At 66.0% G+C, this 21,971-nt stretch carries 22 protein-coding genes and 1 pseudogene; 17 read left to right on the top strand and 6 right to left on the bottom strand.

The window, feature by feature from the left end:
- Window positions 1-15: 15 nt before the first annotated feature.
- The 17 genes and pseudogenes from Q8Z05_RS20595 to Q8Z05_RS20515 all read left to right on the top strand — a co-directional run bounded on the left by Q8Z05_RS20595 (window position 16) and on the right by Q8Z05_RS20515 (window position 13,689).
- A complete protein-coding gene (locus Q8Z05_RS20595) occupies window positions 16-1,098 on the top strand; it encodes an amidohydrolase family protein (RefSeq protein WP_305941373.1) in 1,083 nt (360 codons plus the stop codon).
- 84 nt (window positions 1,099-1,182) lie between these two features.
- Window positions 1,183-2,057 (top strand): annotated as a pseudogene (locus tag Q8Z05_RS20590) (VOC family protein).
- 103 nt (window positions 2,058-2,160) lie between these two features.
- A complete protein-coding gene (locus Q8Z05_RS20585; protein ID WP_305941372.1) occupies window positions 2,161-2,598 on the top strand; it encodes a hypothetical protein in 438 nt (145 codons plus the stop codon).
- A gap of 184 nt (window positions 2,599-2,782) precedes the next feature.
- Window positions 2,783-3,205: a 30S ribosomal protein S16 gene (gene rpsP / locus Q8Z05_RS20580; protein WP_305941371.1), complete on the top strand. Its 423-nt coding sequence runs from the start codon at window positions 2,783-2,785 to the stop codon at window positions 3,203-3,205.
- 1 nt (window position 3,206) lies between these two features.
- Window positions 3,207-3,449: an RNA-binding protein gene (locus Q8Z05_RS20575; RefSeq protein WP_011692324.1), complete on the top strand. Its 243-nt coding sequence runs from the start codon at window positions 3,207-3,209 to the stop codon at window positions 3,447-3,449.
- A gap of 107 nt (window positions 3,450-3,556) precedes the next feature.
- Entirely contained in the window at window positions 3,557-4,087 is a 531-nt protein-coding gene (gene rimM / locus Q8Z05_RS20570; RefSeq protein ID WP_305941370.1) for a ribosome maturation factor RimM, read from the top strand.
- Window positions 4,088-4,912: a tRNA (guanosine(37)-N1)-methyltransferase TrmD gene (trmD, locus tag Q8Z05_RS20565; protein ID WP_305941369.1), complete on the top strand. Its 825-nt coding sequence runs from the start codon at window positions 4,088-4,090 to the stop codon at window positions 4,910-4,912.
- A gap of 255 nt (window positions 4,913-5,167) precedes the next feature.
- On the top strand, window positions 5,168-5,527 hold the full coding sequence (gene rplS / locus Q8Z05_RS20560; protein WP_305941368.1) for a 50S ribosomal protein L19: 360 nt from the start codon (window positions 5,168-5,170) through the stop codon (window positions 5,525-5,527).
- A gap of 84 nt (window positions 5,528-5,611) precedes the next feature.
- Window positions 5,612-6,289: a signal peptidase I gene (lepB, locus tag Q8Z05_RS20555; RefSeq protein WP_305941367.1), complete on the top strand. Its 678-nt coding sequence runs from the start codon at window positions 5,612-5,614 to the stop codon at window positions 6,287-6,289.
- Window positions 6,290-7,195 carry a signal peptidase I gene (gene lepB, locus Q8Z05_RS20550; protein WP_305941366.1) on the top strand — a complete coding sequence of 302 codons (906 nt, stop codon included), beginning with the start codon at window positions 6,290-6,292 and terminating at the stop codon, window positions 7,193-7,195.
- Window positions 7,196-7,861, top strand: a complete 666-nt coding sequence (locus Q8Z05_RS20545) for a ribonuclease HII (protein WP_305941365.1) — start codon at window positions 7,196-7,198, stop codon at window positions 7,859-7,861.
- 54 nt (window positions 7,862-7,915) lie between these two features.
- Complete coding sequence (locus Q8Z05_RS20540) at window positions 7,916-8,242, top strand: DUF2469 domain-containing protein (protein ID WP_003806068.1); 327 nt, start codon at window positions 7,916-7,918, stop codon at window positions 8,240-8,242.
- A 506-nt stretch (window positions 8,243-8,748) separates the two neighbouring features.
- Window positions 8,749-9,105: a YraN family protein gene (locus Q8Z05_RS20535; RefSeq protein WP_305941364.1), complete on the top strand. Its 357-nt coding sequence runs from the start codon at window positions 8,749-8,751 to the stop codon at window positions 9,103-9,105.
- Window positions 9,106-10,650, top strand: a complete 1,545-nt coding sequence (locus Q8Z05_RS20530; protein ID WP_305941363.1) for a YifB family Mg chelatase-like AAA ATPase — start codon at window positions 9,106-9,108, stop codon at window positions 10,648-10,650. It abuts the gene before it with no gap.
- A 10-nt stretch (window positions 10,651-10,660) separates the two neighbouring features.
- Complete coding sequence (gene dprA, locus Q8Z05_RS20525; RefSeq protein ID WP_305941362.1) at window positions 10,661-11,845, top strand: DNA-processing protein DprA; 1,185 nt, start codon at window positions 10,661-10,663, stop codon at window positions 11,843-11,845.
- A 109-nt stretch (window positions 11,846-11,954) separates the two neighbouring features.
- Window positions 11,955-12,881: a tyrosine recombinase XerC gene (locus tag Q8Z05_RS20520; RefSeq protein WP_305941361.1), complete on the top strand. Its 927-nt coding sequence runs from the start codon at window positions 11,955-11,957 to the stop codon at window positions 12,879-12,881.
- A 304-nt stretch (window positions 12,882-13,185) separates the two neighbouring features.
- Complete coding sequence (locus tag Q8Z05_RS20515; RefSeq protein ID WP_011692312.1) at window positions 13,186-13,689, top strand: DUF3145 domain-containing protein; 504 nt, start codon at window positions 13,186-13,188, stop codon at window positions 13,687-13,689.
- Between the two features lie 100 nt (window positions 13,690-13,789).
- Here Q8Z05_RS20515 and fabF read toward each other — a convergent pair whose 3' ends face one another.
- From fabF to aceE, 6 genes are all read right to left on the bottom strand, one after another.
- Window positions 13,790-15,028 carry a beta-ketoacyl-ACP synthase II gene (gene fabF, locus Q8Z05_RS20510; RefSeq protein WP_305941360.1) on the bottom strand — a complete coding sequence of 413 codons (1,239 nt, stop codon included), beginning with the start codon at window positions 15,026-15,028 and terminating at the stop codon, window positions 13,790-13,792.
- A 158-nt stretch (window positions 15,029-15,186) separates the two neighbouring features.
- On the bottom strand, window positions 15,187-15,432 hold the full coding sequence (locus Q8Z05_RS20505) for an acyl carrier protein (RefSeq protein ID WP_214840220.1): 246 nt from the start codon (window positions 15,430-15,432) through the stop codon (window positions 15,187-15,189).
- A 122-nt stretch (window positions 15,433-15,554) separates the two neighbouring features.
- Window positions 15,555-16,616: a beta-ketoacyl-ACP synthase III gene (locus Q8Z05_RS20500; RefSeq protein ID WP_305941359.1), complete on the bottom strand. Its 1,062-nt coding sequence runs from the start codon at window positions 16,614-16,616 to the stop codon at window positions 15,555-15,557.
- Entirely contained in the window at window positions 16,613-17,542 is a 930-nt protein-coding gene (locus tag Q8Z05_RS20495; RefSeq protein WP_305941358.1) for an ACP S-malonyltransferase, read from the bottom strand. The genes Q8Z05_RS20500 and Q8Z05_RS20495 overlap by 4 nt, the downstream gene beginning before the upstream one ends.
- A gap of 87 nt (window positions 17,543-17,629) precedes the next feature.
- Complete coding sequence (locus Q8Z05_RS20490) at window positions 17,630-18,874, bottom strand: PucR family transcriptional regulator (RefSeq protein WP_305941357.1); 1,245 nt, start codon at window positions 18,872-18,874, stop codon at window positions 17,630-17,632.
- A 244-nt stretch (window positions 18,875-19,118) separates the two neighbouring features.
- A complete protein-coding gene (gene aceE, locus Q8Z05_RS20485; protein WP_305941356.1) occupies window positions 19,119-21,887 on the bottom strand; it encodes a pyruvate dehydrogenase (acetyl-transferring), homodimeric type in 2,769 nt (922 codons plus the stop codon).
- Between the last annotated feature and the right edge of the window lie 84 nt (window positions 21,888-21,971).

Below are 21,971 nucleotides of genomic sequence, written 5' to 3'. Positions count from 1 at the left end.
GTTTAGGCTTGAAGCATGCGTGGCGTCATTGAATTCAGCGGGACCGTGCTCACTGCCCCGGACCAGGAGCGGCGGGGCCTTTGGGCCGTGGACGGCCGGCTGACATTCAGCCGTCCGGCCGCTCCGCCGGACGTGGTGCTTGACGGCTGGGTCCTTCCCGGCCTGGTGGATGCCCACTGCCACATCGGGCTGGGACCCGCCGGTGACGTTCCGGATTCCCTGGCTGAGGAGCAGGCCACCACGGACCGGAACGCGGGAACACTGCTGGTCCGTGATGCCGGCGCCGTCCACGACACACGCTGGCTCCAGCAGCGCCCGGAGCTGCCCCGGATCATCCGCGCCGGCCGGCATGTCGCCCGGACCGGCCGGTACCTCAGGGGGTTTGCCGTCGAAGTGGAGCCGGACGGCCTGGTCGAGGCAGTGCGGAAGCAGGCCCGCGCGGGTGATGGCTGGGTCAAGCTCGTGGGCGACTGGATAGACCGCGACGCCGGCGACCTCGCGCCGTCGTTCCCTGCCGCCGTGGTGCGGGACGCCGTCCGGGCGGCGCACGATGAAGGGGCCAGGGTGACGGCGCACTGTTTCGCCGAGGACACCCTGGATGACATGCTCGACGCCGGAATCGACTGCATCGAACACGGAACCGGACTCCTGCCGCGGCACATACCCCGGTTTGTCGACCAGCAGGTTCCGATCGTGCCCACGCTCATCAATATTGCGACCTTCCCGGACATAGCGTCCCGGGCAGAGCAGAAGTTTCCGGTGTACGCGGCACACATGCGCGCACTGTGGGAGCGCCGGAACGAACGGATCGTGGAAGCTTTCGACGCCGGCGTGCCGATCTACGCAGGGACGGATGCGGGCAGCGTCATCCGCCACGGCCGGATCGTGGATGAAATCATCGCGCTCCACACCGCCGGCCTGCCGGCGACAGCGGCCCTCGGCGCTGCGTCGTGGGCCGCCCGGGATTGGCTGGGAGCGGACGGCATTACCGAAGGTGCCAGTGCCGACGTCGTCCTGTGCGACACGGATCCCAGGGTCCATCCGGCCACGCTGCTGAATCTCAGGCACATCGTTCTGCGGGGAAGCCAGCTCCGTTAGGAATAAATTGAAGCTTCAAGTAATTTAACTCCATGTAAGCGTCGCCGGCACCGGCGGCAAAGTTTCGGGAGTTTGGGAGTTGCCATGACCATGGAATCCAGCAGCAAGGACGTCCTGCCCGCCGGCCTCGCCATGGGCACGGTGATGCTCAAGGTGGGCGACATCAAGCTGATGACGGACTACTACCAGCGGGCGCTCGGGCTGGAGGTCGTGGCCGAGCAGGACGGCGGCGTGTACCTTGGCCGGCGCGCAAACCCCTGGTCCACCTGGCGCCGGCACCGGAACTGAACCTCCCGGGCAAGGGTGAAGCCGGGCTGTTCCACACGGCGCTGCTCTTCGAGGACCGCCCCGCGCTCGCAGCCACGGTTGCCTCGGCGGCCCGGTATGAACCGCGGCTGTTCACGGGAAGCGCCGACCACCTCGTCAGCGAGGCCTTCTACTTCAACGACCCCGAGGGCAACGGCATTGAACTCTACTGGGACCGCCCGCGTGAGGCCTGGTCCTGGGAGGGTACCAATGTGGTCATGGACAGCCTTGCCCTGCCGCCGCAGCGGTTCCTGCAGGAGTTCCTGACCGAGGAGGCGGTGAGCGGGCAGCGCGAGTCCGGCGCCGGCGTCGGCCATGTCCACCTCCAGGTGGGCGACGTACAGTCAGCGCATGACTTCTACGTGGGCACCCTCGGCTTCGAGAAGACGGCCGGATGGCACGGGCAGGCCCTGTTCGTCTCGGCCGGCGGGTACCACCACCACATGGCGATGAACGTCTGGAACAGCAGGGGCGCCGGTCCCCGCCGGGACACGCTCGGGCTGGGCGAAGTCCTGATCGAAGTGCCGGGAACGGACGACGTCGGCGCTCTTGCCGACCGTTTGCGGGTTGCCGGCGTGGCGTCGCACCACACCGGAGCCGAGCTGCGGTTTGAGGATCCGTGGCGCAACCGGATCCGCGTGGCCGTCCGCTGACCTGCGCGTCCTTCTGGGTTAGGCTGAAGCCTGAAGTCCGGGGGGTGGCATCGAAGCTGCCCGGCCGGACCATCACACCGCCGACGGAATGAGGACGATTTCCATGGGTTTCACCGAAATCTTTGTTGCCACGCACGATGAGGCACTCAAGCGCGCGGGTGCCCTCGACGGCGGCGGGCCTGCGGCCCCGGACGCCCTGCGGATTCCGGACATCAGCGATTTCGAGATCGAGCAGCTGGGCGACCTGGTGGGAGCGGCGGTGCACGCATCCGGCGCGGATTACGAACTGGCCATGGTGGATGTGGCGAGCGATTCGCTCCTGGGTGTGCCCGCGGCCATGGTGCGGGCGCTCGCGGAACTCCTGAGCTATGAGACCGAAGGCGAAGGCAACGTCCTGGAGGACGTGGCGGCCAGGTGGGCGGCCGAGGAGGACATGCCTTTTGGCTCCGAAGAGGCCCTCGGGTATGTCCAGCGGCTTGCCCGGATGGCCGGCAGCGTGGACCCGGGCGACCGGACGGGCCTGTACGTCTGGTCCTCCTGACCGGGCCGGCGTGTGTCAAGTCGAAATCCGGGCGCTGATCTGGCACAATGAACAGGTACTCGATCTGCGTGGCCCCTCTCTCCGCGTCCGGATCTTGTCCTTTTAGAACCCCCAAGTATGGCCCGCCCCACGGGTGCAGAACGCCGGGTTCGAACTCGTTCCAGAAACAGGAGTGACCACAAAAGTGGCCGTAAAGATTCGCCTTAAGCGCTTCGGTAAGATGCGCGCACCGTACTACCGCATCGTTGTCATGGACGCACGCTCGAAGCGTGACGGCCGTGCGATCGAAGAGATCGGCAAGTACCACCCCACCGAAGAGCCCTCGTACATCGAGGTCGACACGGACCGTGCCCAGTACTGGCTCGGCGTCGGCGCACAGCCGTCCGAGCAGGTTGCCGCGATCCTCAAGATCACCGGTGACTGGCAGAAGTTCAAGGGCCTGCCGGGCCAGGAAGGCACCCTGAAGACCAAAGCTCCGAAGGAAGCCTTCGTTACCCCGGAAAAGGGTTCTGTGATCATCCCGGAAGCCATCACCAAGAAGGCCAAGAAGGACGAGGCGGCCGAAGCTTCCACCGAAGCTGAAGCAGAGACCACCGAGGCTGAGTAAATTGCTGGCAGAAGCGCTCGAACACCTTGTCCGCGGGATCGTTGACAGTCCCGAGGACGTCAAGGTCAGCGCCAAGAACAACCGCCGCGGGGACACCCTCGAGGTGCGCGTTCACCAGGACGACCTCGGACGGGTGATCGGACGTCAGGGCCGCACTGCACGCGCACTGCGCACTGTTGTCGCGGCGCTGGCCGGCGGCGAACAGGTCAGGGTCGACGTCGTCGACACCGACCGCCGCCGGTAACGCTCCCGCAATTCCTGCCTTAGGTCCGGCCCCTTCACCAGATAATGGTGGAGGGGCCGGACTGTTTTCCCCGCAATTCCGCCAAACAATCCCGAACAGAGGAACAGATGCAGCTTCAGGTGGCACGAATCGGCAAACCGCACGGCATCCGCGGCGAGGTGACCGTCCAGGTCCTGACCGATGCGCCGGAGGACAGGTTCGTACCGGGCACGGAGTTTGTGGTTGAGCCTGCGTCTGTGGGCGCGCTGACCGTGGACAGTGCCCGCTGGAACAAGGACATCCTGCTGCTGGGCTTTGAGGGCGTGGAGACGCGCAACCAGGCCGAAGCCCTCCGCGGCGCCAAACTCTTCATCGAAACCGAAGAGCTCGACGAGGACGACGACGAGGGCTGGTACGAGCACGAGCTGGTCGGCCTCGACGTCCGCGTCGGCGACGCCGTCGTCGGCAAGGTGACCGGGCTCCGCACCCTTCCGGTCCAGGACCTCATCGAGGTGGAGGCGACCGACGGCAAGGAAATCCTGATCCCCTTCGTGGAAGAGATCGTCCCTGAAGTCAACGTCGGCGAAAAGTACCTCCTGGTCACCCCTCCGCCGGGCCTGTTTGACATCAACGTCGAGGACGCCGGAGACAACGCCTAGATGAGGATCGACGTCGTCAGCATCTTCCCGGAGTACCTTGCGCCCCTGGAACTTTCCCTGATCGGGAAAGCGCGCCAGGACGGCATCCTGGGCCTGTTCGTCCACGACCTCCGTGAGTTCACCACCGACAAGCACCGCACCGTGGACGACACCCCGTACGGCGGCGGAGCCGGCATGGTGATGAAGGCGGAACCCTGGGCGCAGGCGCTGGGTGCGGTGGCCGCGGCCGGAGGCGACGCTCCTGCGCGCAAGCCGGTACTGATTGTCCCGTCCCCGGCGGGGGAGCGCTTCACCCAGGCGCTGGCGCATGAACTGGCCGCGGAGGATCAGCTGGTCTTCGCCTGCGGCCGCTACGAAGGCATTGACGAACGCGTCATCGAGTGGGCCGAAGAGCATTTCACCGTCCGGCCCATGAGCCTGGGCGACTATGTCCTCAACGGCGGCGAAGTGGCGGTGCTGGCCATGACGGAAGCCATCGTCCGGCTCCTGCCGGGCGTCGTTGGCAACCCGGAGTCCCTCGTGGAGGAATCACACTCCGACGGCCTGCTGGAGTACCCGGTCTACACCAAGCCCTCCACCTGGCGCGACCGCGAAGTTCCGCCGGTGCTGTTGAGCGGAAACCACGGCAAGATTGCCCAGTGGCGCCGGCACCAGCAGTACCGCCGCACGGCCGAACGCCGCCCCGACCTCCTTGAGGTTTTCGACGCCGGCACCCTTCCCCGCGCGGACCGCACCGCACTCGGGGACCTGGGGTACGACGTCGTCGACGGCCGCCTCCGGCTCCGCCCGGAAGCGGACGGGAACGGCGCACCCGCGGCAGGCTGACGCCGGGCGGTCCGGAGGCTGACGCCGAACGGTCCGGATTAGCCGGAATCCTCCGGATGTGGCAAAATTAGTCCTTGTGCCTGCTGGGTGCGCACCTGCCACAGGGGGAGCGCCACCAACAGCCCGGCACCCCGGTTCCCTCAATCAGTGATGGTGCCGGATCAGAAACTTTCGGCGGTGATTTCCGGGCGTGTTCCGGGCTTGGCCGCCGTGACCCAAAGTGGATGACCTGTGGCGTTCACCAGGAGTGGATCAATGCATATCCTCGATACCGTAGATGCAGCTTCGCTGCGCACTGATGTTCCGGAGTTCCGCGCAGGTGACACCCTCAAGGTTCACGTGAACATCATCGAAGGCAAGAACTCCCGTATCCAGGTATTCCAGGGCTTCGTCCTGGGCCGCCAGGGCGACGGCATCCGCGAAACCTTCACGGTCCGCAAGGTCTCCTTCGGTGTCGGCGTGGAGCGTACCTTCCCCGTGCACTCCCCGATCATCGACAAGATCGAGGTCGTCACCAAGGGTGACGTCCGCCGCGCCAAGCTTTACTACATGCGTGCACTGCGCGGTAAGGCTGCGAAGATCAAGGAAAAGCGCGACTTCAGCACCGCCAAGTAAGTCCTCCGGACTTCCACGGCGGGTCCAGAACCCGGATCCGGCCCGCGCCGGAGCTTTCCGCAACAGCGCCACAGGATACGGATCATGGACCAGTCAGAACGCCAGCCCAGGAAACTGGGCTGGCGTTTTGCGTTCCTCGCCGTGGCGCTGGCCCTTCTCATCAGCGGACTTGTCCGGGCCCTCTGGATGGATGTGTATTACATTCCGTCCGCCTCGATGGAGCCGCTCTTCGGGGCAGGTGACAGGATCCTGGTCTCGCGGACCGACTTCCAGTCCGAACCCGTCCGGCGCGGCGACGTGGTGGTCTTTGACGGCCGCGGGACGTTCGCGCCGCTTAACAGCGGCAACGGTCCACTGCAGGACGCCGCTGCGGCGGCGGGCCGCTGGCTTGGTATCACAGGCAGTGATACAACCTACATAAAGCGGGTCATCGGGTTGCCCGGCGATCATGTTGCCTGCTGCGATGAGCGGCAGCGGCTCAGAGTGAACGGTCAGGCGCTTGAGGAACCATACCTCTATAACGGAGACGTTGCGAGCAAGCAGAAGTTCAATGTGATCGTTCCCGCTGGACGGATATGGTTGCTTGGAGACCATCGGTCCATGTCCGCCGACTCCCGGAGCCTGCTGGGCGCACCGGGGGGCGGCATGGTGCCCCTGGACCGGGTGATCGGCAGGCCGGTCCAGGTCATCTGGCCACTCGATAGATTTGCGGACGTGCCCCGGCCCGCAGAAACCAGCACGACAACTAAGGACGGACAGTAGATGCCCGAGAGCGACCCCCGGACTCCTGATCCGCTCAAGCATGCCCCCGACCGAGGCGAGCACACGGGACGGGACTCCGCGGTAGAAGACTCCGCGGCACGCGGCCATGGGCTCCAGGACCCTGCCGCAACTGCCACGGAAGGCGTTCACCCGGCCGACGGCCGGGCCGCCGGTTCGAGGGGCGCCCATTCGAAGGCCGGCCCGTCCAAAGGGGCAAGAGACCGCAAGGCCCATGGTCCGCTGTACCTCTGGATCAAGGAAGTGGCCACGGTGGTGGCGATCGCCGTGGTGCTGTCCTTCCTGATTAAGACTTTCCTGTTCCGGGCGTTCTATATACCTTCCGAATCCATGGTCAGCACGCTGGACGTCAACGACCGGATATTCGTCAACTTGCTCGTGCCGGAGCCCTTCGCCCTCGAGCGCGGCGATGTAGTGGTCTTCAAAGACACCAAGGGGTGGCTGGTGCCCACGCCCGAGAAAGCGGATGGACCGTTCACCTGGGTCCAGGACGGCCTGACTTTCGTTGGACTCCTTCCGGACAACTCGGAGCAGCACCTGGTTAAGCGTGTGGTTGGCCTCCCCGGTGACCATGTGGTTTGCTGCGACGCCGGAGGCAAACTCACCATCAACGGCAAGGCAGTGGACGAAACCTACGTCAACCCTGCCGAGATCCCCGATATCCGCAATTTCGACGTCGTCGTCCCGGACGGAAAGATCTGGGTCATGGGGGACAACCGGAACCATTCGGCCGATTCCCGGGCGCATCAGGACAGCAACGGCGGCTTCATCGATATGCCGGACATCGAGGGCAAGGCGGCCGTGATCGCCTGGCCGCTCAACCGGCTGACAGCGCTCGGCAATTATCCGGACGTGTTCCGGGACGTACCTGCACCGACTGGAAAATAGATGTCCATTGCACCAACCCTCGACTACGAGCACCGGTTCCTCGGTTCCGGTGCCAAGCTGCTGGCCGGCATCGACGAGGTCGGCAGGGGAGCCATCGCGGGGCCCGTGACCGTCGGCATCGCCGTCGTGGACCTGAGCCGGCCGGTGCTGCTTGACGACGTCCGCGACAGCAAGCTGCTGAAAGAGGCGGACCGTGAGCGGCTGGAGCCACTGGTACGGAGCTGGAGCGTGGCATCGGCGGTTGGGCACGCCTCCGCCGGCGAAATCGACTCCATGGGCATCATCGCCGCCCTGCGGACTGCGGGGACGCGGGCCTGGCTCCAGATCCTGGCGGCAGGCGTGACGCCGGACGTGGTCTTGCTCGACGGGAGCCATAACTGGCTCTCACCGGCGGCACAGGCATCGCTCTTCGACGACGCACCGGCCGGTCCGGGCTGCGACGCGCCGGTGCACACCCTCGTCAAGGCGGATATGCAGTGCCTGAGCGTGGCCGCCGCCAGCATTCTTGCCAAGGTGGAACGGGACCGGCTGATGCGGACGCTGCACGAGGAGTACCCCTCCTTCGGCTGGAATGAGAACAAGGGCTACGGCACGGCGTCGCACAAGGAGGCCCTCCAGGCCTCGGGGCCCACGCCCTACCACCGGGTCAGCTGGCAGATTCTCTGACCTGTGTTCCCTGCCCTGGCCGCGGTGCGGCGCTGAATAGTGCAAGATGGAACCATGAGTGCCGAGGATCTTGAGAACTATGAAACCGACATGGAGCTGCAGCTCTACCGCGAATACCGTGACGTCGTCGGGTTGTTCAGCTACGTAGTCGAGACCGAGCGGCGTTTCTACCTTGCCAACCACGTGGACCTGCAGGCGCGGAGCGCCGATGGCGAAGTTTACTTCGACCTCACGCTCCAGGACGCCTGGGTGTGGGATGTCTACCGCTCCGCCCGGTTCGTTAAAAGCGTGCGGGTGATCACCTTCAAAGACGTCAACGTGGAAGAACTGCCCCGTAACGAGGAACTGGCCCTTCCCAAGGACGTGGACCTCGGCAACTGACGCAGGCACCCGACCTGCCACCCGGTCCGGAGGTCCGACCTCGGGATCGGCCGTTTGAACTACCTGTTTTTTGCCCGGGGTCTGGCACCCTGCCGTCCACGGCGCGAGACTACTGTAAGGGATTGATTCGTAGTATTCGTAGTTCTGTTCCGATGGCTTGCCGCGACGCGGAGGAGCCTCGCGTCCGCAGACAAATACCCGCGGTGCTTGAGCCGAGCGCAGCGGGATCTTTACTGGCACCGCCTGTCCGGCTGAAATCAGAGAAGATCTCATCATGAAAATACTCTGTTGGTTCCTGGGGCACATCTGGAGCAGCCATGCCGGCTTCTACGATGAGCGGCCGCACCAGTCCGCCCACTGCATGAGATGCGGAACCCGCGCCTAGCGGCTAACGCCACGCGGCAACTTCTCCTCCACAACGGCCGTTCGCCGGGGTTTCCCACATAGCGCCCTCCGTCGGTATGCCAGCCTCCGCCCGTCGCGCAGGCTGGTGGCGGAGGTAAGAAATGAGAGCCAAAGACTTGCTTGGCCGGCGCGGGGAAGAACTGGCTGCCGGATACCTTGAATCACAGGGCATGCGGATCGTGGACCGCAACTGGCGTTGTTCCGAAGGTGAAATCGACATCGTGGCCCTCGACGGCGATTCGCTCGTCATCGCCGAAGTGAAAACGCGTAGATCCCTGGCCTACGGGCATCCTTTTGAAGCCGTCGGCGTCGCCAAGCTGGCGCGGTTGCATAAGCTCGCATCGGCATGGTGCCGCGACCACGAGCTCCGCATGCCCTTCCGCCGTGTCGACGTTGTTGCCGTGCTGGACGACGGCGCCGGCCAGCCGCGGGTGGAGCACCTTAAAGGGGTGGGGTAAGTGGCGCTGGGCAGGACATATTCCGTAGCGCTTGTCGGACTCAACGGGTACATCGTGGAAGTCGAGGCTGACATCGGCCAGACCCTTCCGGCCTTCGTTATCCTCGGCCTGCCGGATGCTTCACTGAACGAAGCCAAGGAGCGGATCCGGTCCGCCGCGCAAAACTCAGGCATCCCGTTGAGCAGGCGCAAGATCACCGCGAACCTCATCCCGGCCTCGCTACCAAAACGGGGTTCCGGGTTCGACCTTGCCATCACCATGGCCGTCCTGCGTGCCGCGAATGACATCCGCTCCACGGAGCGGACAGTCTTCATCGCCGAGCTGGGCCTGGACGGCAGGCTCAGGCCGGTGCGCGGGATACTCCCGGCCGTCATGGCCGCCGTCCAAGCGGGGTACCCCGACATTGTGGTGGCGCAGGCAAATGCTGCGGAGGCTGAGCTGGTGCCGGGCGCGAGGGTCCGCGGGTACAGGACCCTCGCCCGCCTCGCCTGTGACTTCGGAGCTGATCCGCAGGAGCTCGCCCTGGACTTCGAACCCGAAGACGAGGACTCCTCCGGCGATGCTGCGGCCTGGGGCGGGGTGGCGCCGGATATGTGCGATGTTTCGGGGCAGGGGGAGGCCCGGCGTGCACTTGAGGTTGCTGCCGCCGGCGCCCACCACCTGCTGTTGTCCGGTCCGCCCGGGGCCGGGAAGACAATGCTTGCCGAGCGGCTCCCGGGACTCCTCCCGGACCTTGCTGACACCGAGGCCATGGAAGTGACGGCCATTCACTCCTTGTGTGCGCTGCCTTCCGCCTCTGTGCAGCTCCTGCGCCGGCCGCCGTTTGAGAATCCCCACCACAGTGCCACCGCCGCGGCCATCATCGGGGGCGGCTCAGGGCTGCCGCGGCCCGGCGCGGCCTCCAGGGCCCACCGTGGCGTGCTCTTCCTGGACGAGGCTCCGGAATACGAACGGCGGGTCCTCGATGCGCTGAGGCAACCGCTGGAAAGCGGCGAACTGGTGATCCACCGGTCCGCCGGCACAGCCGCCTATCCGGCAAGGTTCCAACTGGTGCTCGCTGCCAACCCCTGTCCTTGCGGGAAAGCTTCGGGGAAAGGGCTGGATTGCACATGTACTCCCATGATGAGGCGCCGCTACCTGGCCCGGATGTCCGGGCCGCTTCTGGACAGGGTGGACATCCAACTGCAGGTGGAACGGGTTTCGCTTGCTGACTTCGGACGGACCGGAGCGGAGGAAGACACCCCTACCGTTGCTGCCCGGGTCCGTGACGCCCGGATGCGGCAGCTGGAACGACTCCGTCCGTTGGGGCTGGAAACCAACTCACAGGTTCCGGGCCGTGTGCTTCGCGGAGCACTGCGCCTGGCGTCACCCACAACGCGCATCCTGGACCACTCGCTTGAACGCGGCGTCCTGACTGCCCGCGGATACGACCGCGTCCTGCGCCTCGCGTGGACGCTGGCGGACCTGGCTTGCCGGGACACGCCGGACCCCAACGACATCGGGCAGGCGCTCGGACTCCGGCAAGCTGCCTCGGCTGCGGCCTGAAAGGAAAGCGATGACTGACAATGAACGCTTAGCGCGGGCCGCCCTGTCGCGCCTGATGGAGCCGCAGGACGCTGTGGGCCTGGCGCTGGTGAGAGCAGCCGGTGCCGTGGATGGGCTCCGAATCGCCACCGGTCAGCTGGCGTCCGGTCCGCAGCTCGAACAGGAGATCACGGCACTATTGGCGGAGAACGGCACCGGCAGCTGGCCCGGGATTAACGCCTCACTCAAGCGCTGGGCTCCGCGCATCCCGGACCTGGCTCCGGAACGGGACCTGGCCACGATGCACCGGATGGGCGGCCGCATGATCATCCCGTCCGACGAATTATGGCCCGGGCAGCTGGCTGACCTGGACCTTCATGAACCCCTTTGCCTGTGGTGGCGCGGTGTGGAGCAGCCCCTGCCCGCAGCGGCGAAGTCCGTTGCCCTTGTCGGGTCCCGCGACAGCACAAGCTACGGCGCTGCCGTCACAGGCGACCTCGCCTACTCCCTGGCCCAACGGGGCTTCACTATCGTCTCGGGCGGGGCCTACGGTATCGATGCGCATGCCCACCGGGCCGCGCTGGCGGGCGCCGGAGAGGCCATGCCCACGGTCGCCGTCATGGCCGGGGGAGTGGACCGCTTTTATCCGTCCGGAAACGAAGACCTCCTCAGGACGGTCACGAACCAGGGTGCGGTCCTGGCCGAAGTCCCGCCCGGTTCAGCCCCCACGCGGTACCGGTTCCTTCAGCGGAACCGACTCATCGCCGCCCTGTCGTCAGTCACCGTCGTGGTGGAAGCACGCTGGCGCTCCGGGGCGCTGAACACGGCACACCACGCTGAGACCCTGGGCCGGGCCGTCGGAGCCGTCCCAGGCTCCGTGCACAGCGCAAATTCGGCCGGTTGCCACAGGCTGATCCGCGAAGGGGGTGCCGTCTGCGTTACGGACGCCGGTGAAATCGCCGAACTCGCCTCACCCAGCGGCGAATCGTTGGCCGACCTCGCCGCTGGGAAACGCGCTGACCACGACGGCCTCACCTTGGAAGACCTCATCCTTCTCGACGCGCTGCCGTTGCGGTCAACGAGCTCAGTCGAAAAGCTGACGTCTGTTGCGGGACTGAGCGCAGATTCGGTCAGGGCGGGACTGGGTCGGCTGGGGCTGTTGGGGCTTGCCGAATCCGAACGCGGCGGCTGGAAAAGGTCCCGCAAAGCGTGCTGAGTGCTGCCGCCGGCGGGCCTGCGGGCAGTTCTGCGTACGATCTCCGTGAACTGGACGGCCTGACTGCGTGGTTCCTTGATTGGCGGCTGAATGGTGGGAAAGTTGGACCGTGGACACCCCAGACCTCCCCCCGGCCCTCGCTGGCGCAGCCCACGGCTTCGGCCGTTACCTCGAAGGCGAACGCGCCCGGTCACCTCACACCGTGCGCGCCTACCTGTCCGACGTCCACAGCCTGTTGTCGGCTGCGGCAGCAGACGGCGCCGCCAGCCTCGACGGGATTGAACTCTCCACGCTGCGGCGCTGGCTCGGCGTCCAGAGCGAGGCGGGCATGTCCCGGTCCACGTTGGCCCGGCGCGCAGCCACGGCCAGGTCCTTCACCGCGTGGGCCGTGCGGGAAGAACTTCTCGAGGCCGATCCGGCGCTGCGCCTGAAGGCACCGAAGCGGGAAAAATCCCTGCCGGGCGTCCTGCACCAGCAACAGGTTGTTCGCGTCCTGGACGGGCTGAAGGCCGCCGCGGAAGACGGCGGCCCGATGGCGCTCCGAAACCGGGCCATGGTGGAGTTGCTCTACGCCACCGGTGTCCGGGTCGGAGAGCTGGCGGGCATGGACGTGGACGACCTCGACCCCGACCGCCGGACGCTCAGGGTTGTCGGCAAGGGCAACAAGGAGCGGACGGTGCCGTACGGGCTTCCCGCCGCGGTCGCCGTCGACGACTGGCTGCGCCGCGGAAGGCTACTGCTGGCAGTCGACGGAAGCGATCCGGCACTCTTCCTGGGGGCCCGGGGCCGGCGGGTGGACCAGCGGCAGGTCCGTGCGGTGGTGAAGGACCTGCTCGACGCGCTGGGGGACACGGCTGCCACGGGTCCGCACGCGCTCCGGCACTCCGCCGCCACGCATTTGCTGGACGGCGGAGCCGACCTCAGGGCCGTGCAGGAAATTCTCGGCCACAGCAGCCTGGCTACCACCCAGATCTACACCCACGTCTCGGTTGACCGCCTGCGGCGAAGCTACCAGCAGGCGCATCCGCGCGCCTGACAGAGTCTCCGGGGGCCCGCTGCCAGCCGCGGCGGGTATACGCCCGGCCGGCCTTGCAAGTTTTCTATTCACTTCCGGCGCGCCGAATTGCACTGGCGTAATTAGGCGGGGTACGGCACAATAAGAGTCATGTCCGGCAAGTTTCAAGTCTGACTTGAAGCTCGCCCTGAAGCAGTTTCAGGCGGTGCCGGCACTAATTTCATAGCCTTGCAGGGACCACCGGCAGCATGCGGATCCGGCGCGGCAGACACACATTCAGGCAGAGGTCGTTGGGGAAGACGTACCTACAGCTATGGAGGATGGAATGTCTGTTGCAATGACCCGCGGTGTCTTGTTCGTTCACTCGGCCCCGACCGCCCTGTGCCCCCACGTAGAGTGGGCCATCGGGTCTGTCGTGGACAAGCGAACGGACCTTGAGTGGACTGCTCAGCCTGCTGCGCCCGGAATGTTCCGTTCGGAATTGTCCTGGACCGGCAGCCCGGGTACCGGCGCCCTGCTGGCATCCGCCCTGAGGGGCTGGGCGCACCTGCGCTATGAAGTCACCGAGGAACCCAGCCAGGGCGTGGACGGCGGCAGATGGTCCCACACCCCTGAACTCGGAATTTTCCACGCCGTCACCGACGTACACGGAAACATCATGGTTTCGGAAGACCGGATCCGCTACGCCTACGAGTCCGGCGCCGGCGACCCGTCCGCCGTTTACCACGAGCTCTCCTTGGCGCTCGGCGAGGCCTGGGACGAAGAGCTGGAGCCGTTCCGGCACGCTGCCGAGGGCGCACCCGTGCGCTGGCTGCACCAGGTGGGCTGACGCCGCGGGCCAACCCGGGCCGCATCGCAAAACCTCCATAACGCATGAGGCCCCCGCCGGACGGCAGGGGCCTCATGCAGCTGGATCAACCGAGCGGACGCTAGATGCTGCGGACAGCAATCACGGCGTTGTGGCCGCCGAAGCCGAAGGAGTTGCTCAGTGCCACGATGCTGCCTGACGGCAGGTCGCGGGCCGTCTTGGTGACGACGTCGAGCGGGATCTCCGGATCCTGGTTTTCCAGGTTGATGGTCACCGGTGCCTTGCGCTCGTAGACGGCCAGGACGGTAAGGACTGCTTCAACGGCACCTGAGGCACCCAGCAGGTGGCCCATCTGGGACTTTGTCGCGGAAACCGCCACATTATCGACGTGCGATCCCAGGGCAGCGCGAAGCGCGGTGTACTCAGGCTTGTCGCCGACGGGAGTGGACGTCGCGTGCGCGTTGACGTGGACCACTTCCTCAGCCTGGATGCGGCCGTCAAACATCGCCGCTTTCAGGGCGCGGGTGGCACCCAGGCCCTGGGGGTCCGGGGCCGTGATGTGGTAGGCGTCGGCAGTCACCGAGGTTCCCGCGAGCTCGCCGTAGATCCGGGCACCACGGGCAAGTGCGTGTTCCTCGGCTTCGATGACCAGGGCGCCGGCGCCTTCACCCATGACGAAACCGTCGCGACCCGTGTCGTACGGGCGTGACGCGTGCTCGGGATCGTCGTTGCGGCGCGAAAGGGCCTGCATCGAGGCGAACGCGGCAATGGGCATCGGGTGGATCGCAGCTTCGGCTCCACCGCAGACCACGACGTCAGCCTTGCCGGAGCGAATGAGGTCCAGGCCGAGGTGGAGGGCCTCGGTGCCGGATGCGCAGGCGGATACCGGGGTGTGGGCACCGGCCCGGGCACCCAGGTCCAGGCTCACCGCTGCTGCCACGCCATTGGGCATCAGCATCGGCACGGTCATGGGCAGGACGCGACGCGGACCTTTTTCGCGCAGGGTGTCCCAGGCGTCCAGCAGGGTCCAGACGCCGCCGATGCCCGTGGCAAAGGCCACTGCAAGGCGGTCGTGGTCCACTTCGGTAATGCCGGAGTCGGCCCAGGCTTCGCGGGCGGCCACGACGCCGAACTGCGTGGACGGGTCCATCCGCTTCGCTTCGACGCGGCTCAGGACTTCCAGCGCGGGGGTGGAGGCGCGGGCTGCGAAGTGAACGGGCAGTTCATACTTGGCCACCCAGTCGTCCTCGAGCGTGCGTGCGCCGGAGACGCCCTTCAGCGCGTTATTCCACATCGTGGGGACATCGCCGCCAATGGGCGTGGTGGCACCCAGACCGGTAATGACTACTTTGCGTGCCATGGGATCACTCTCTATCGGTGCGCATGCCGTGTCCGGGGGATGCCTGGCCGGGAATGCGTGGGGAAAACTTGAGGTCATTCAGCGGTGCACGGTCCGGGACGCTTGGTCAGCGCCCCGGACCGGCTACCGGATTCGGCTGTTGCCGGCAGGAGCCAGGACTAGGCCTGTGCGTTTGAGATGAAGCTGACAGCGTCGCCGACGGTCTTGAGGTTCTTGACCTCTTCGTCCGGGATACGCACGCCGAACTTTTCCTCAGCGTTGACCACGATGGTCATCATGGAGATGGAGTCGATGTCCAGGTCCTCGGTGAAGGACTTGTCCAGCTCGACGGCTTCGGTGGCGAGGCCGGTCTCTTCGTTGACGATTTCAGCCAGGCCGGCCAGGATCTCTTCGTTGCTAGCCATTGATGGCTCCTTTTCTTGTTGTTGCCGGCAAGTGCTGCCGGAAATGATTCAAACCGCGGTTACGGCTTGGTTCGCGAATCCGTGCTGTTCAGTACGTATTCAGTTGTGGGTAAAGGGTCCGGCTACGGGAGCACAATCACCTGGGCGCCAAACACCAGGCCGGCGCCGAAACCGATTTGCAGGGCGAGTCCGCCGCTGAGTTCGGGGTTTTCCTGCAACAGGCGGTGGGTCGCAAGCGGAATGGAAGCTGCTGACGTGTTTCCGGCCTCGGCGATGTCCCTGGCCACCTTGACGGTCTCGGGAAGCTTGAGCTTCTTGACCATCTCGTCGATGATCCGCATGTTGGCCTGGTGGGGGATGAAGGCTACGAGGTCCTCCGGCGCGATGCCGGCGGCGTCGAGGGCCTGCTGCGCCACTTTGGCCATTTCCCAGACGGCCCAGCGGAAGACGGTCTGGCCGTCCTGGCGCAGGGTCGGCCAGATGGCGGCGTCGGTGACGTCGGCCTCCGCGGTGCTTAGCGAACCGCCCTTGTTGGCGGCCAGGGCCAGCTCCCGGACATCGAGCAGGGAATGGGTCATCCCGATGGCGTCCCACTTGCTGCCGTCCGAGCCCCAGACCGACGGGCCGATGCCCGGGGTGTCCGAGGGGCCGATCACGACGGCGCCGGCGCCGTCGCCAAGCAGGAACGAGATGGTGCGCTCGGTGTTGTCGATGACGTCCGACAGCTTCTCGGCACCGACCACCAGCACGTAGTCGGCAGCCCCGGAGCGGACCAGCGCGTCACCCTGGGCGATGCCGTAGCAATAGCCGGCGCACGCAGCTGAGATGTCGAATGCCGGGGCAGGCGTCGCGCCAAGTCGGTCCGCCAGGCTCGCAGCAGCGGAGGGCGTCGCGTAAGGGTGGGTGACAGTGGAGACGATCACCGCGCCCAGTTGGCTGGCTTCGATGCCTGCCTTGGCCAGGGCTTCGCGGGCGGCACCCTCGGCCATGTCGATGACACTGATGTCGGCAGGGGCCCGGTGGCGCGTCACGATGCCGGTGCGCTGCCGGATCCATTCGTCAGACGAATCGATCCACTGGCACACATCTTCGTTGGTGACGATGACGTCGGGCCGGTAGGCGCCGAGTCCAAGGATGCGGGTGTGTTCCCGCAGCGGTGCCTGCTTGAGTACGGGGGCGCTCATGCCTGTCCCTCCAGTTCTGCGAATAGGGCCAAGGCAGCGCTGAGGTCCTCCGGAGTCTTGACGGCAACCGTCTTGACGCCGGGCATGCCCCGCTTGGCGAGTCCGGCCAGGGTTCCGGCTGGTGCGAGTTCAATGACGCCCGTGACGCCGCGCCGGACCAGCGTCTCCATGCACAGGTCCCAGCGGACCGGACGGGAGACCTGGGCGATGAGGCTGCCGACTGCTGCGCCGCCGTCGGTCACTTCCTTGCCGTCAAAGTTGGACAACAGCGGCACCTGCGGGTTCCGGGGGTGCAGGGTGGGCTTCAGCGCTTCCAGCGCCGCTACGGCGGGGGACATGTGCGAGGTGTGGAAGGCTCCGGCCACCTTCAGCGGGATCACGCGTGCCTTCGCGGGGGGATTCTCGGCGAGGGCCTTGAGCTGTTCGAACGTGCCCGCGGCGACGGTCTGGCCGGCACCGTTGACGTTGGCGGGCGTGGCGCCGGCGGCCTCGATGGCCGCGAGGACCTCGGCCGGATCTCCGCCAACCACGGCGCTCATGCCTGTGGGGGTGACGGCAGCAGCCGCAGCCATGCTGTTGGCGCGCTCCCGGACGAACGTCATGGCTTCGGTCTCGGTCAGGACGCCGGCAAGGGCCGACGCCGTGATCTCGCCGACGGAGTGACCTGCCAGGACTACCGGAAGGGTGCTCAGTTCGACGTCGAACAACGACTTGGCGGCCACCAGTCCGGCCGCCACGATCAGCGGCTGTGCTACCGCCGTGTCCTTGATGGTTTCCTCATCCGACGTGGTGCCATGTGCCGTGAGGTCGATGCCTGCTATTTCACTGAGGGAGGCCAAATGGCCGGCGACGGAAGGCAGTTCCAGCCAAGGGGCCAGAAAACCAGGGGTCTGGGAGCCCTGTCCAGGGCAGACGATTGCAAGCACGTATCCAGCTTTCCAAATTACTGCGTGATTCTCGGTGTATTCATGCACCAAGCTCACTGGGTCAGTTTGTAGGAAGTCTACAACGGTTCAGTTGCCGTTCCGGGACGGCTGGCGCTCCGTGGGGGCCTTCGGCGGAACGGAAAGCCGTCCCACCACGAGTGCCGCCTGAAGCACAAACGCCTCCCGGGGAAGGAGCGGATCCCAGCCCGTGACGTCACAAACGCGCTTGAGCCGGTAACGGACGGTGTTGGCGTGCACGAAGAGCTCGCGGGCCGTCGCTTCGAGGGAGTGTCCCAGCTCGAGGTAGGTACCCAGCGTCTCCACCAGCCCATTGGACGCGGCAATCAGCGGCCGGTAGATGTTCTTGATGAGGGACCGCCGTGCGGCGTCGTCCCCCGAAATGACCCGCTCAGGCAGCAGGTCGTCAGCAGCCACCGGGCGCGGTGCGGAGGGCCAAGCGCGCGCCGCCGTCAGCCCCGCGAAGGCGGATTGCGCCGAACCGCTCGCCTCGAGGAGGGAACCCGCTTCCGGTCCGTAAACCACGGGCCCGGGGGCGAACAGCTCGCTGAGCTTCAGGTACGCGCTCTCCCGGTCCTGGACGCCGCCGAGGATCAGGATGAGGCGGTCGCCCTGGATTCCCACCAGCGCGTCCTCGGCAAACCGGCCGGCCGTGCGGCGGAGTTCGCTCACGTAGCTGGCGCTGGGTTCCGACGGCGAATTGCCCACCATGACGGTAAAACGCTCCTGCGCCTTCCAGCCGAGGGCCGCGATGCGGGACCGCAAGGCATCCGTATTCTCACCCCGCAGGATCGCGTCCACAATCAGGGCTTCCAGCCTGGTGTCCCATGAGCCCCTCGATTCGGCGGCGCGGGCGTAGACATCGGCGGCGGCGAAGGCCACTTCGCGGGAGTAGCGGAGCACGGCTTCGCGGAGGGCGGGCTGGTCCGCCTCCGGAGCGATCACGGGAACCTGGTCCTCCACCACTTCCACCACGATCCTGATGAGCTGGAGGGCCTTCTGCAGGCTGATGGAGCGGGTCAGTTCGGTGGGCGCGGTTCCGAATACGTCGGTCAGGATCCACGACGGCGAGCTGGGCCGCTCGTACCAGGTCACGAACGCGGCGATGCCGTTCTGCGCCACCATCCCGAGGGCTGACCGCTCATCGGAACTGAGCCGGCCGTACCAAGGCAGCGATTTTTCCAGCTCTCGCATGGTGGTGGTGGACAGCTGGCCCACGCTTGCCCGGAGTTTCTTCAGCGTCTGGGCTTTTTCGGGCGTCAGGGCGCGCGAGGCGGGCTTGCGCTTTGCGGGAGTGGGGGTGGGCTCTGCCATGCATCGAGCATACGGTGCGCGAAGTCCAAGCTCCATTTGTGCAAAGGCTACAACGCGGTTTGCGCTGCGTCACAGACCGGCCAAGTCCTTGCGGCGCGGTCCGGATACGACGACGGCGGCCCCCACCTGTGGTGAGGGCCGCCGTCGTGATCATCAGTTGCGAGTTTTTGTCCACATAACCGGCCCAAAGGCCTCGCCAGAGGCGATTATCTGGACAAAAACTCCCGGGGTCAGGGGTGGTGCGTCAGGATTCGCCTCCGGCGTTGCCTGTGGAACCTGCGTTGACGTTGTGCAGGCGGTACTTTTCGATTGCCTGGACCGGAGCCTGGGCATCCACTTCGCTGCGGCGCGCGAGCATCTCCAGGGAACGGACCACGATGGAGTGGGTGTCGTTCTTGAAGAAGCGGCGGGCTGCTGCGCGGGTGTCGGAGAAGCCGAAGCCGTCGGCGCCGAGCGAGGCGAACTCGTTCGGGAGGAACTGGCGGATCTGGTCCGGGACGGCCTTCATGTAGTCCGAGACCGCCACGATGGGACCGGTGGCACCTTCGAGCTGAGCCGTGACGAACGGCACGCGCGCCGGCTGGCCGGGGTTGAGGAACGCGTCCTCTTCCGCTGCCATGGCGTCGCGGCGCAGTTCGTTCCAGGACGTGACGGACCAGACGTCCGCGGAGACGCCCCAGTCCTCGGCCAGGATCCGCTGGGCTTCGAGGGCCCAGGGGACGGAGACGCCCGAGGCAAGGATCTGCGTGCGGGGGCCGTCAATCGTGGCCGGTGCAAGCAGGTAGATGCCCTTGAGTACGCCTTCAACATCCAGTTCCTCCGGCTCTGCCGGCTGGGTGATGGGTTCGTTGTAGACGGTGATGTAGTACATCAGGTTACGGTCGGTTGAGTCCGGTCCGTACATGCGCTCGATGCCGTCGCGGACGATGTGGCCCATTTCGTAGCCGTAGGCGGGGTCGTAGGTGACCACTGCCGGGTTGGTGGCGGCGAGGATGGGGGAGTGTCCGTCGGCGTGCTGGAGTCCTTCGCCGGTGAGGGTGGTCCGTCCTGCGGTGGCGCCGATGATGAAGCCGCGGGTCATTTGGTCCGCTGCTGCCCAGAAGGCGTCGCCGGTGCGCTGGAAGCCGAACATGGAGTAGAAGACGTAGACCGGGATCAGCGGGACGCCGTGGGTGGCGTAGGCGGTGCCGGCGGCGGTGAAGGCTGCCACGGCGCCGGCTTCGTTGATGCCGGGGTGGATCAGCTGGCCCTGGGCGGATTCCTTGTAGGCCAGGACCAGGTCCCGGTCCACGGACAGGTAGTTCTGGCCCTTGGGGTTGTAGATCTTCGCCGTCGGGAAGAACGCATCCATGCCGAACGTACGGGCCTCATCGGGGATGATCGGCGCGATGTGCTTGCCGAACTCCTTGTCCCGCATGAGGTCCTTGAGCAGGCGGACGAACGCCATGGTGGTGGCCGCCTGCTGCTTGCCCGAACCGCGCTTGGCCACCTCGTAGGACTTCGCGTCCGGCAGGGTGATCGAGTCATGCTTGCTGCGGCGTTCCGGAACGGAACCGCCCAGGGCGGCCCGGCGTTCCATCATGTACGCGATTTCCGGTGCATCGTTGCCGGGGTGGAAGTACGGCGGCTGGTAGGGATCGCCCTCGAGCTGCTCATCCGTGATCGGGATGCGCAGGTGGTCACGGAACGACTTGAGGTCGTCGAGGGTGAGTTTCTTCATCTGGTGGGTGGCGTTGCGGCCCTCGAAGTGCGGCCCGAGTCCGTAGCCCTTGACCGTTTTGGCCAGGATGACGGTGGGTTTGCCCTTGAATTCGGTGGCTGCCTTGTACGCGGCGTAGACCTTGCGGTAGTCGTGGCCGCCGCGCTTGAGGTTCCAGATCTGGTCATCGGTCAGGTCCGCGACCATGTCCTTGGTCTGCGGGGTCTTGCCGAAGAAGTGTTCGCGGACGAACCCGCCGGATTCGGCCTTGTAGGTCTGGTAGTCCCCGTCCGGGGTCTCGTTCATGATCTTCACCAGCGACCCGTCGGAGTCCTTGGAGAGCAGCGCGTCCCATTCCCGGCCCCAGACGACCTTGATGACGTTCCAGCCCGCGCCGCGGAAGAACGCTTCGAGTTCCTGCATGATCTTGCCGTTGCCGCGCACCGGCCCGTCCAGGCGCTGGAGGTTGCAGTTGATCACGAAGTTCAGGTTGTCCAGGTTCTCGTTCGCGGCGAGCTGGAGCAGGCCGCGGGACTCGGGCTCGTCCATTTCCCCGTCGCCCAGGAACGCCCAGACCTGCTGGTCCGAGGTGTCTTTCAGGCCGCGGTTGTGCAGGTACCGGTTGGACTGGGCCTGGTAGATCGCGTTCATCGGCCCGATGCCCATGGACACGGTGGGGAATTCCCAGAACTCCGGCATCAGCCGCGGGTGCGGGTAGGAGGACAGGGCGTGCCCGGCCTTGGACTTTTCCTGCCGGAACCCGTCCAGGTCCTCCTCGGTCAGCCGGCCTTCCATGAACGCGCGGGCGTACATGCCGGGGGAGGCGTGGCCCTGGAAGAAGACCTGGTCCCCGCCGCCGGGGGCATCCTTGCCGCGGAAGAAGTGGTTGAAGCCGACCTCGTACAGGGTCGCGGCGCCGGCGTAGGTGGAGATGTGCCCGCCCACGCCGATGTTCGGCCGCTGGGACCGGTGCACCATCACCGCGGCGTTCCAGCGCATGTAGGCCCGGTAACGGCGCTCGTATTCTTCGTTCCCGGGGAACTCAGCTTCCTGGTCCGCCGGGATGGTGTTCACATAGTCCGTGGTGGTGACCATCGGAACCCCGACGCTCTGGGCGCCGGCACGCTGCAGGAGACTGCGCATGATGTACTGGGCACGCTCGGTGCCCTGTTCCCTGATCAGCGTATCCAGGGACTCAATCCATTCGGCGGTCTCTTCCGGATCACGATCAGGCAGCTGGTTAGTCAACCCGCTGAGGATATGGGAGGTATCTTCTCCTGCAGCCACGTCCAACCTCTCTTTGCGCGCATGCATCGGCGCACTCAGGTCCGGCAGGGTAACTGCCTGGCATGAACGCGACGTGTGCGACGTATCGGTTACAACAGCCCGGTCATGTGC

The organism is Arthrobacter oryzae, assembly GCF_030718995.1.
GTDB lineage: Bacteria > Actinomycetota > Actinomycetes > Actinomycetales > Micrococcaceae > Arthrobacter > Arthrobacter oryzae_C.
Note: the sequence above shows the minus strand (reverse complement) of the source record. Positions and strands in the feature narration are given on the sequence as shown.

What these genes read in the sequence shown, in the direction of transcription:
- Q8Z05_RS20595 (WP_305941373.1), top strand. Translation starts at nt 16, where the DNA reads ATGCGTGGCGTCATTGAATTCAGCGGGACCGTGCTCACTGCCCCGGAC.
- Q8Z05_RS20585 (WP_305941372.1), top strand. Translation starts at nt 2,161, where the DNA reads ATGGGTTTCACCGAAATCTTTGTTGCCACGCACGATGAGGCACTCAAG.
- rimM (WP_305941370.1), top strand. Translation starts at nt 3,557, where the DNA reads ATGCAGCTTCAGGTGGCACGAATCGGCAAACCGCACGGCATCCGCGGC.
- trmD (WP_305941369.1), top strand. Translation starts at nt 4,088, where the DNA reads ATGAGGATCGACGTCGTCAGCATCTTCCCGGAGTACCTTGCGCCCCTG.
- rplS (WP_305941368.1), top strand. Translation starts at nt 5,168, where the DNA reads ATGCATATCCTCGATACCGTAGATGCAGCTTCGCTGCGCACTGATGTT.
- lepB (WP_305941367.1), top strand. Translation starts at nt 5,612, where the DNA reads ATGGACCAGTCAGAACGCCAGCCCAGGAAACTGGGCTGGCGTTTTGCG.
- lepB (WP_305941366.1), top strand. Translation starts at nt 6,290, where the DNA reads ATGCCCGAGAGCGACCCCCGGACTCCTGATCCGCTCAAGCATGCCCCC.
- Q8Z05_RS20545 (WP_305941365.1), top strand. Translation starts at nt 7,196, where the DNA reads ATGTCCATTGCACCAACCCTCGACTACGAGCACCGGTTCCTCGGTTCC.
- Q8Z05_RS20540 (WP_003806068.1), top strand. Translation starts at nt 7,916, where the DNA reads ATGAGTGCCGAGGATCTTGAGAACTATGAAACCGACATGGAGCTGCAG.
- Q8Z05_RS20535 (WP_305941364.1), top strand. Translation starts at nt 8,749, where the DNA reads ATGAGAGCCAAAGACTTGCTTGGCCGGCGCGGGGAAGAACTGGCTGCC.
- dprA (WP_305941362.1), top strand. Translation starts at nt 10,661, where the DNA reads ATGACTGACAATGAACGCTTAGCGCGGGCCGCCCTGTCGCGCCTGATG.
- Q8Z05_RS20515 (WP_011692312.1), top strand. Translation starts at nt 13,186, where the DNA reads ATGTCTGTTGCAATGACCCGCGGTGTCTTGTTCGTTCACTCGGCCCCG.
- fabF (WP_305941360.1), bottom strand. Translation starts at nt 15,028, where the DNA reads ATGGCACGCAAAGTAGTCATTACCGGTCTGGGTGCCACCACGCCCATT.
- Q8Z05_RS20505 (WP_214840220.1), bottom strand. Translation starts at nt 15,432, where the DNA reads ATGGCTAGCAACGAAGAGATCCTGGCCGGCCTGGCTGAAATCGTCAAC.
- Q8Z05_RS20500 (WP_305941359.1), bottom strand. Translation starts at nt 16,616, where the DNA reads ATGAGCGCCCCCGTACTCAAGCAGGCACCGCTGCGGGAACACACCCGC.
- Q8Z05_RS20490 (WP_305941357.1), bottom strand. Translation starts at nt 18,874, where the DNA reads ATGGCAGAGCCCACCCCCACTCCCGCAAAGCGCAAGCCCGCCTCGCGC.
- aceE (WP_305941356.1), bottom strand. Translation starts at nt 21,887, where the DNA reads ATGCATGCGCGCAAAGAGAGGTTGGACGTGGCTGCAGGAGAAGATACC.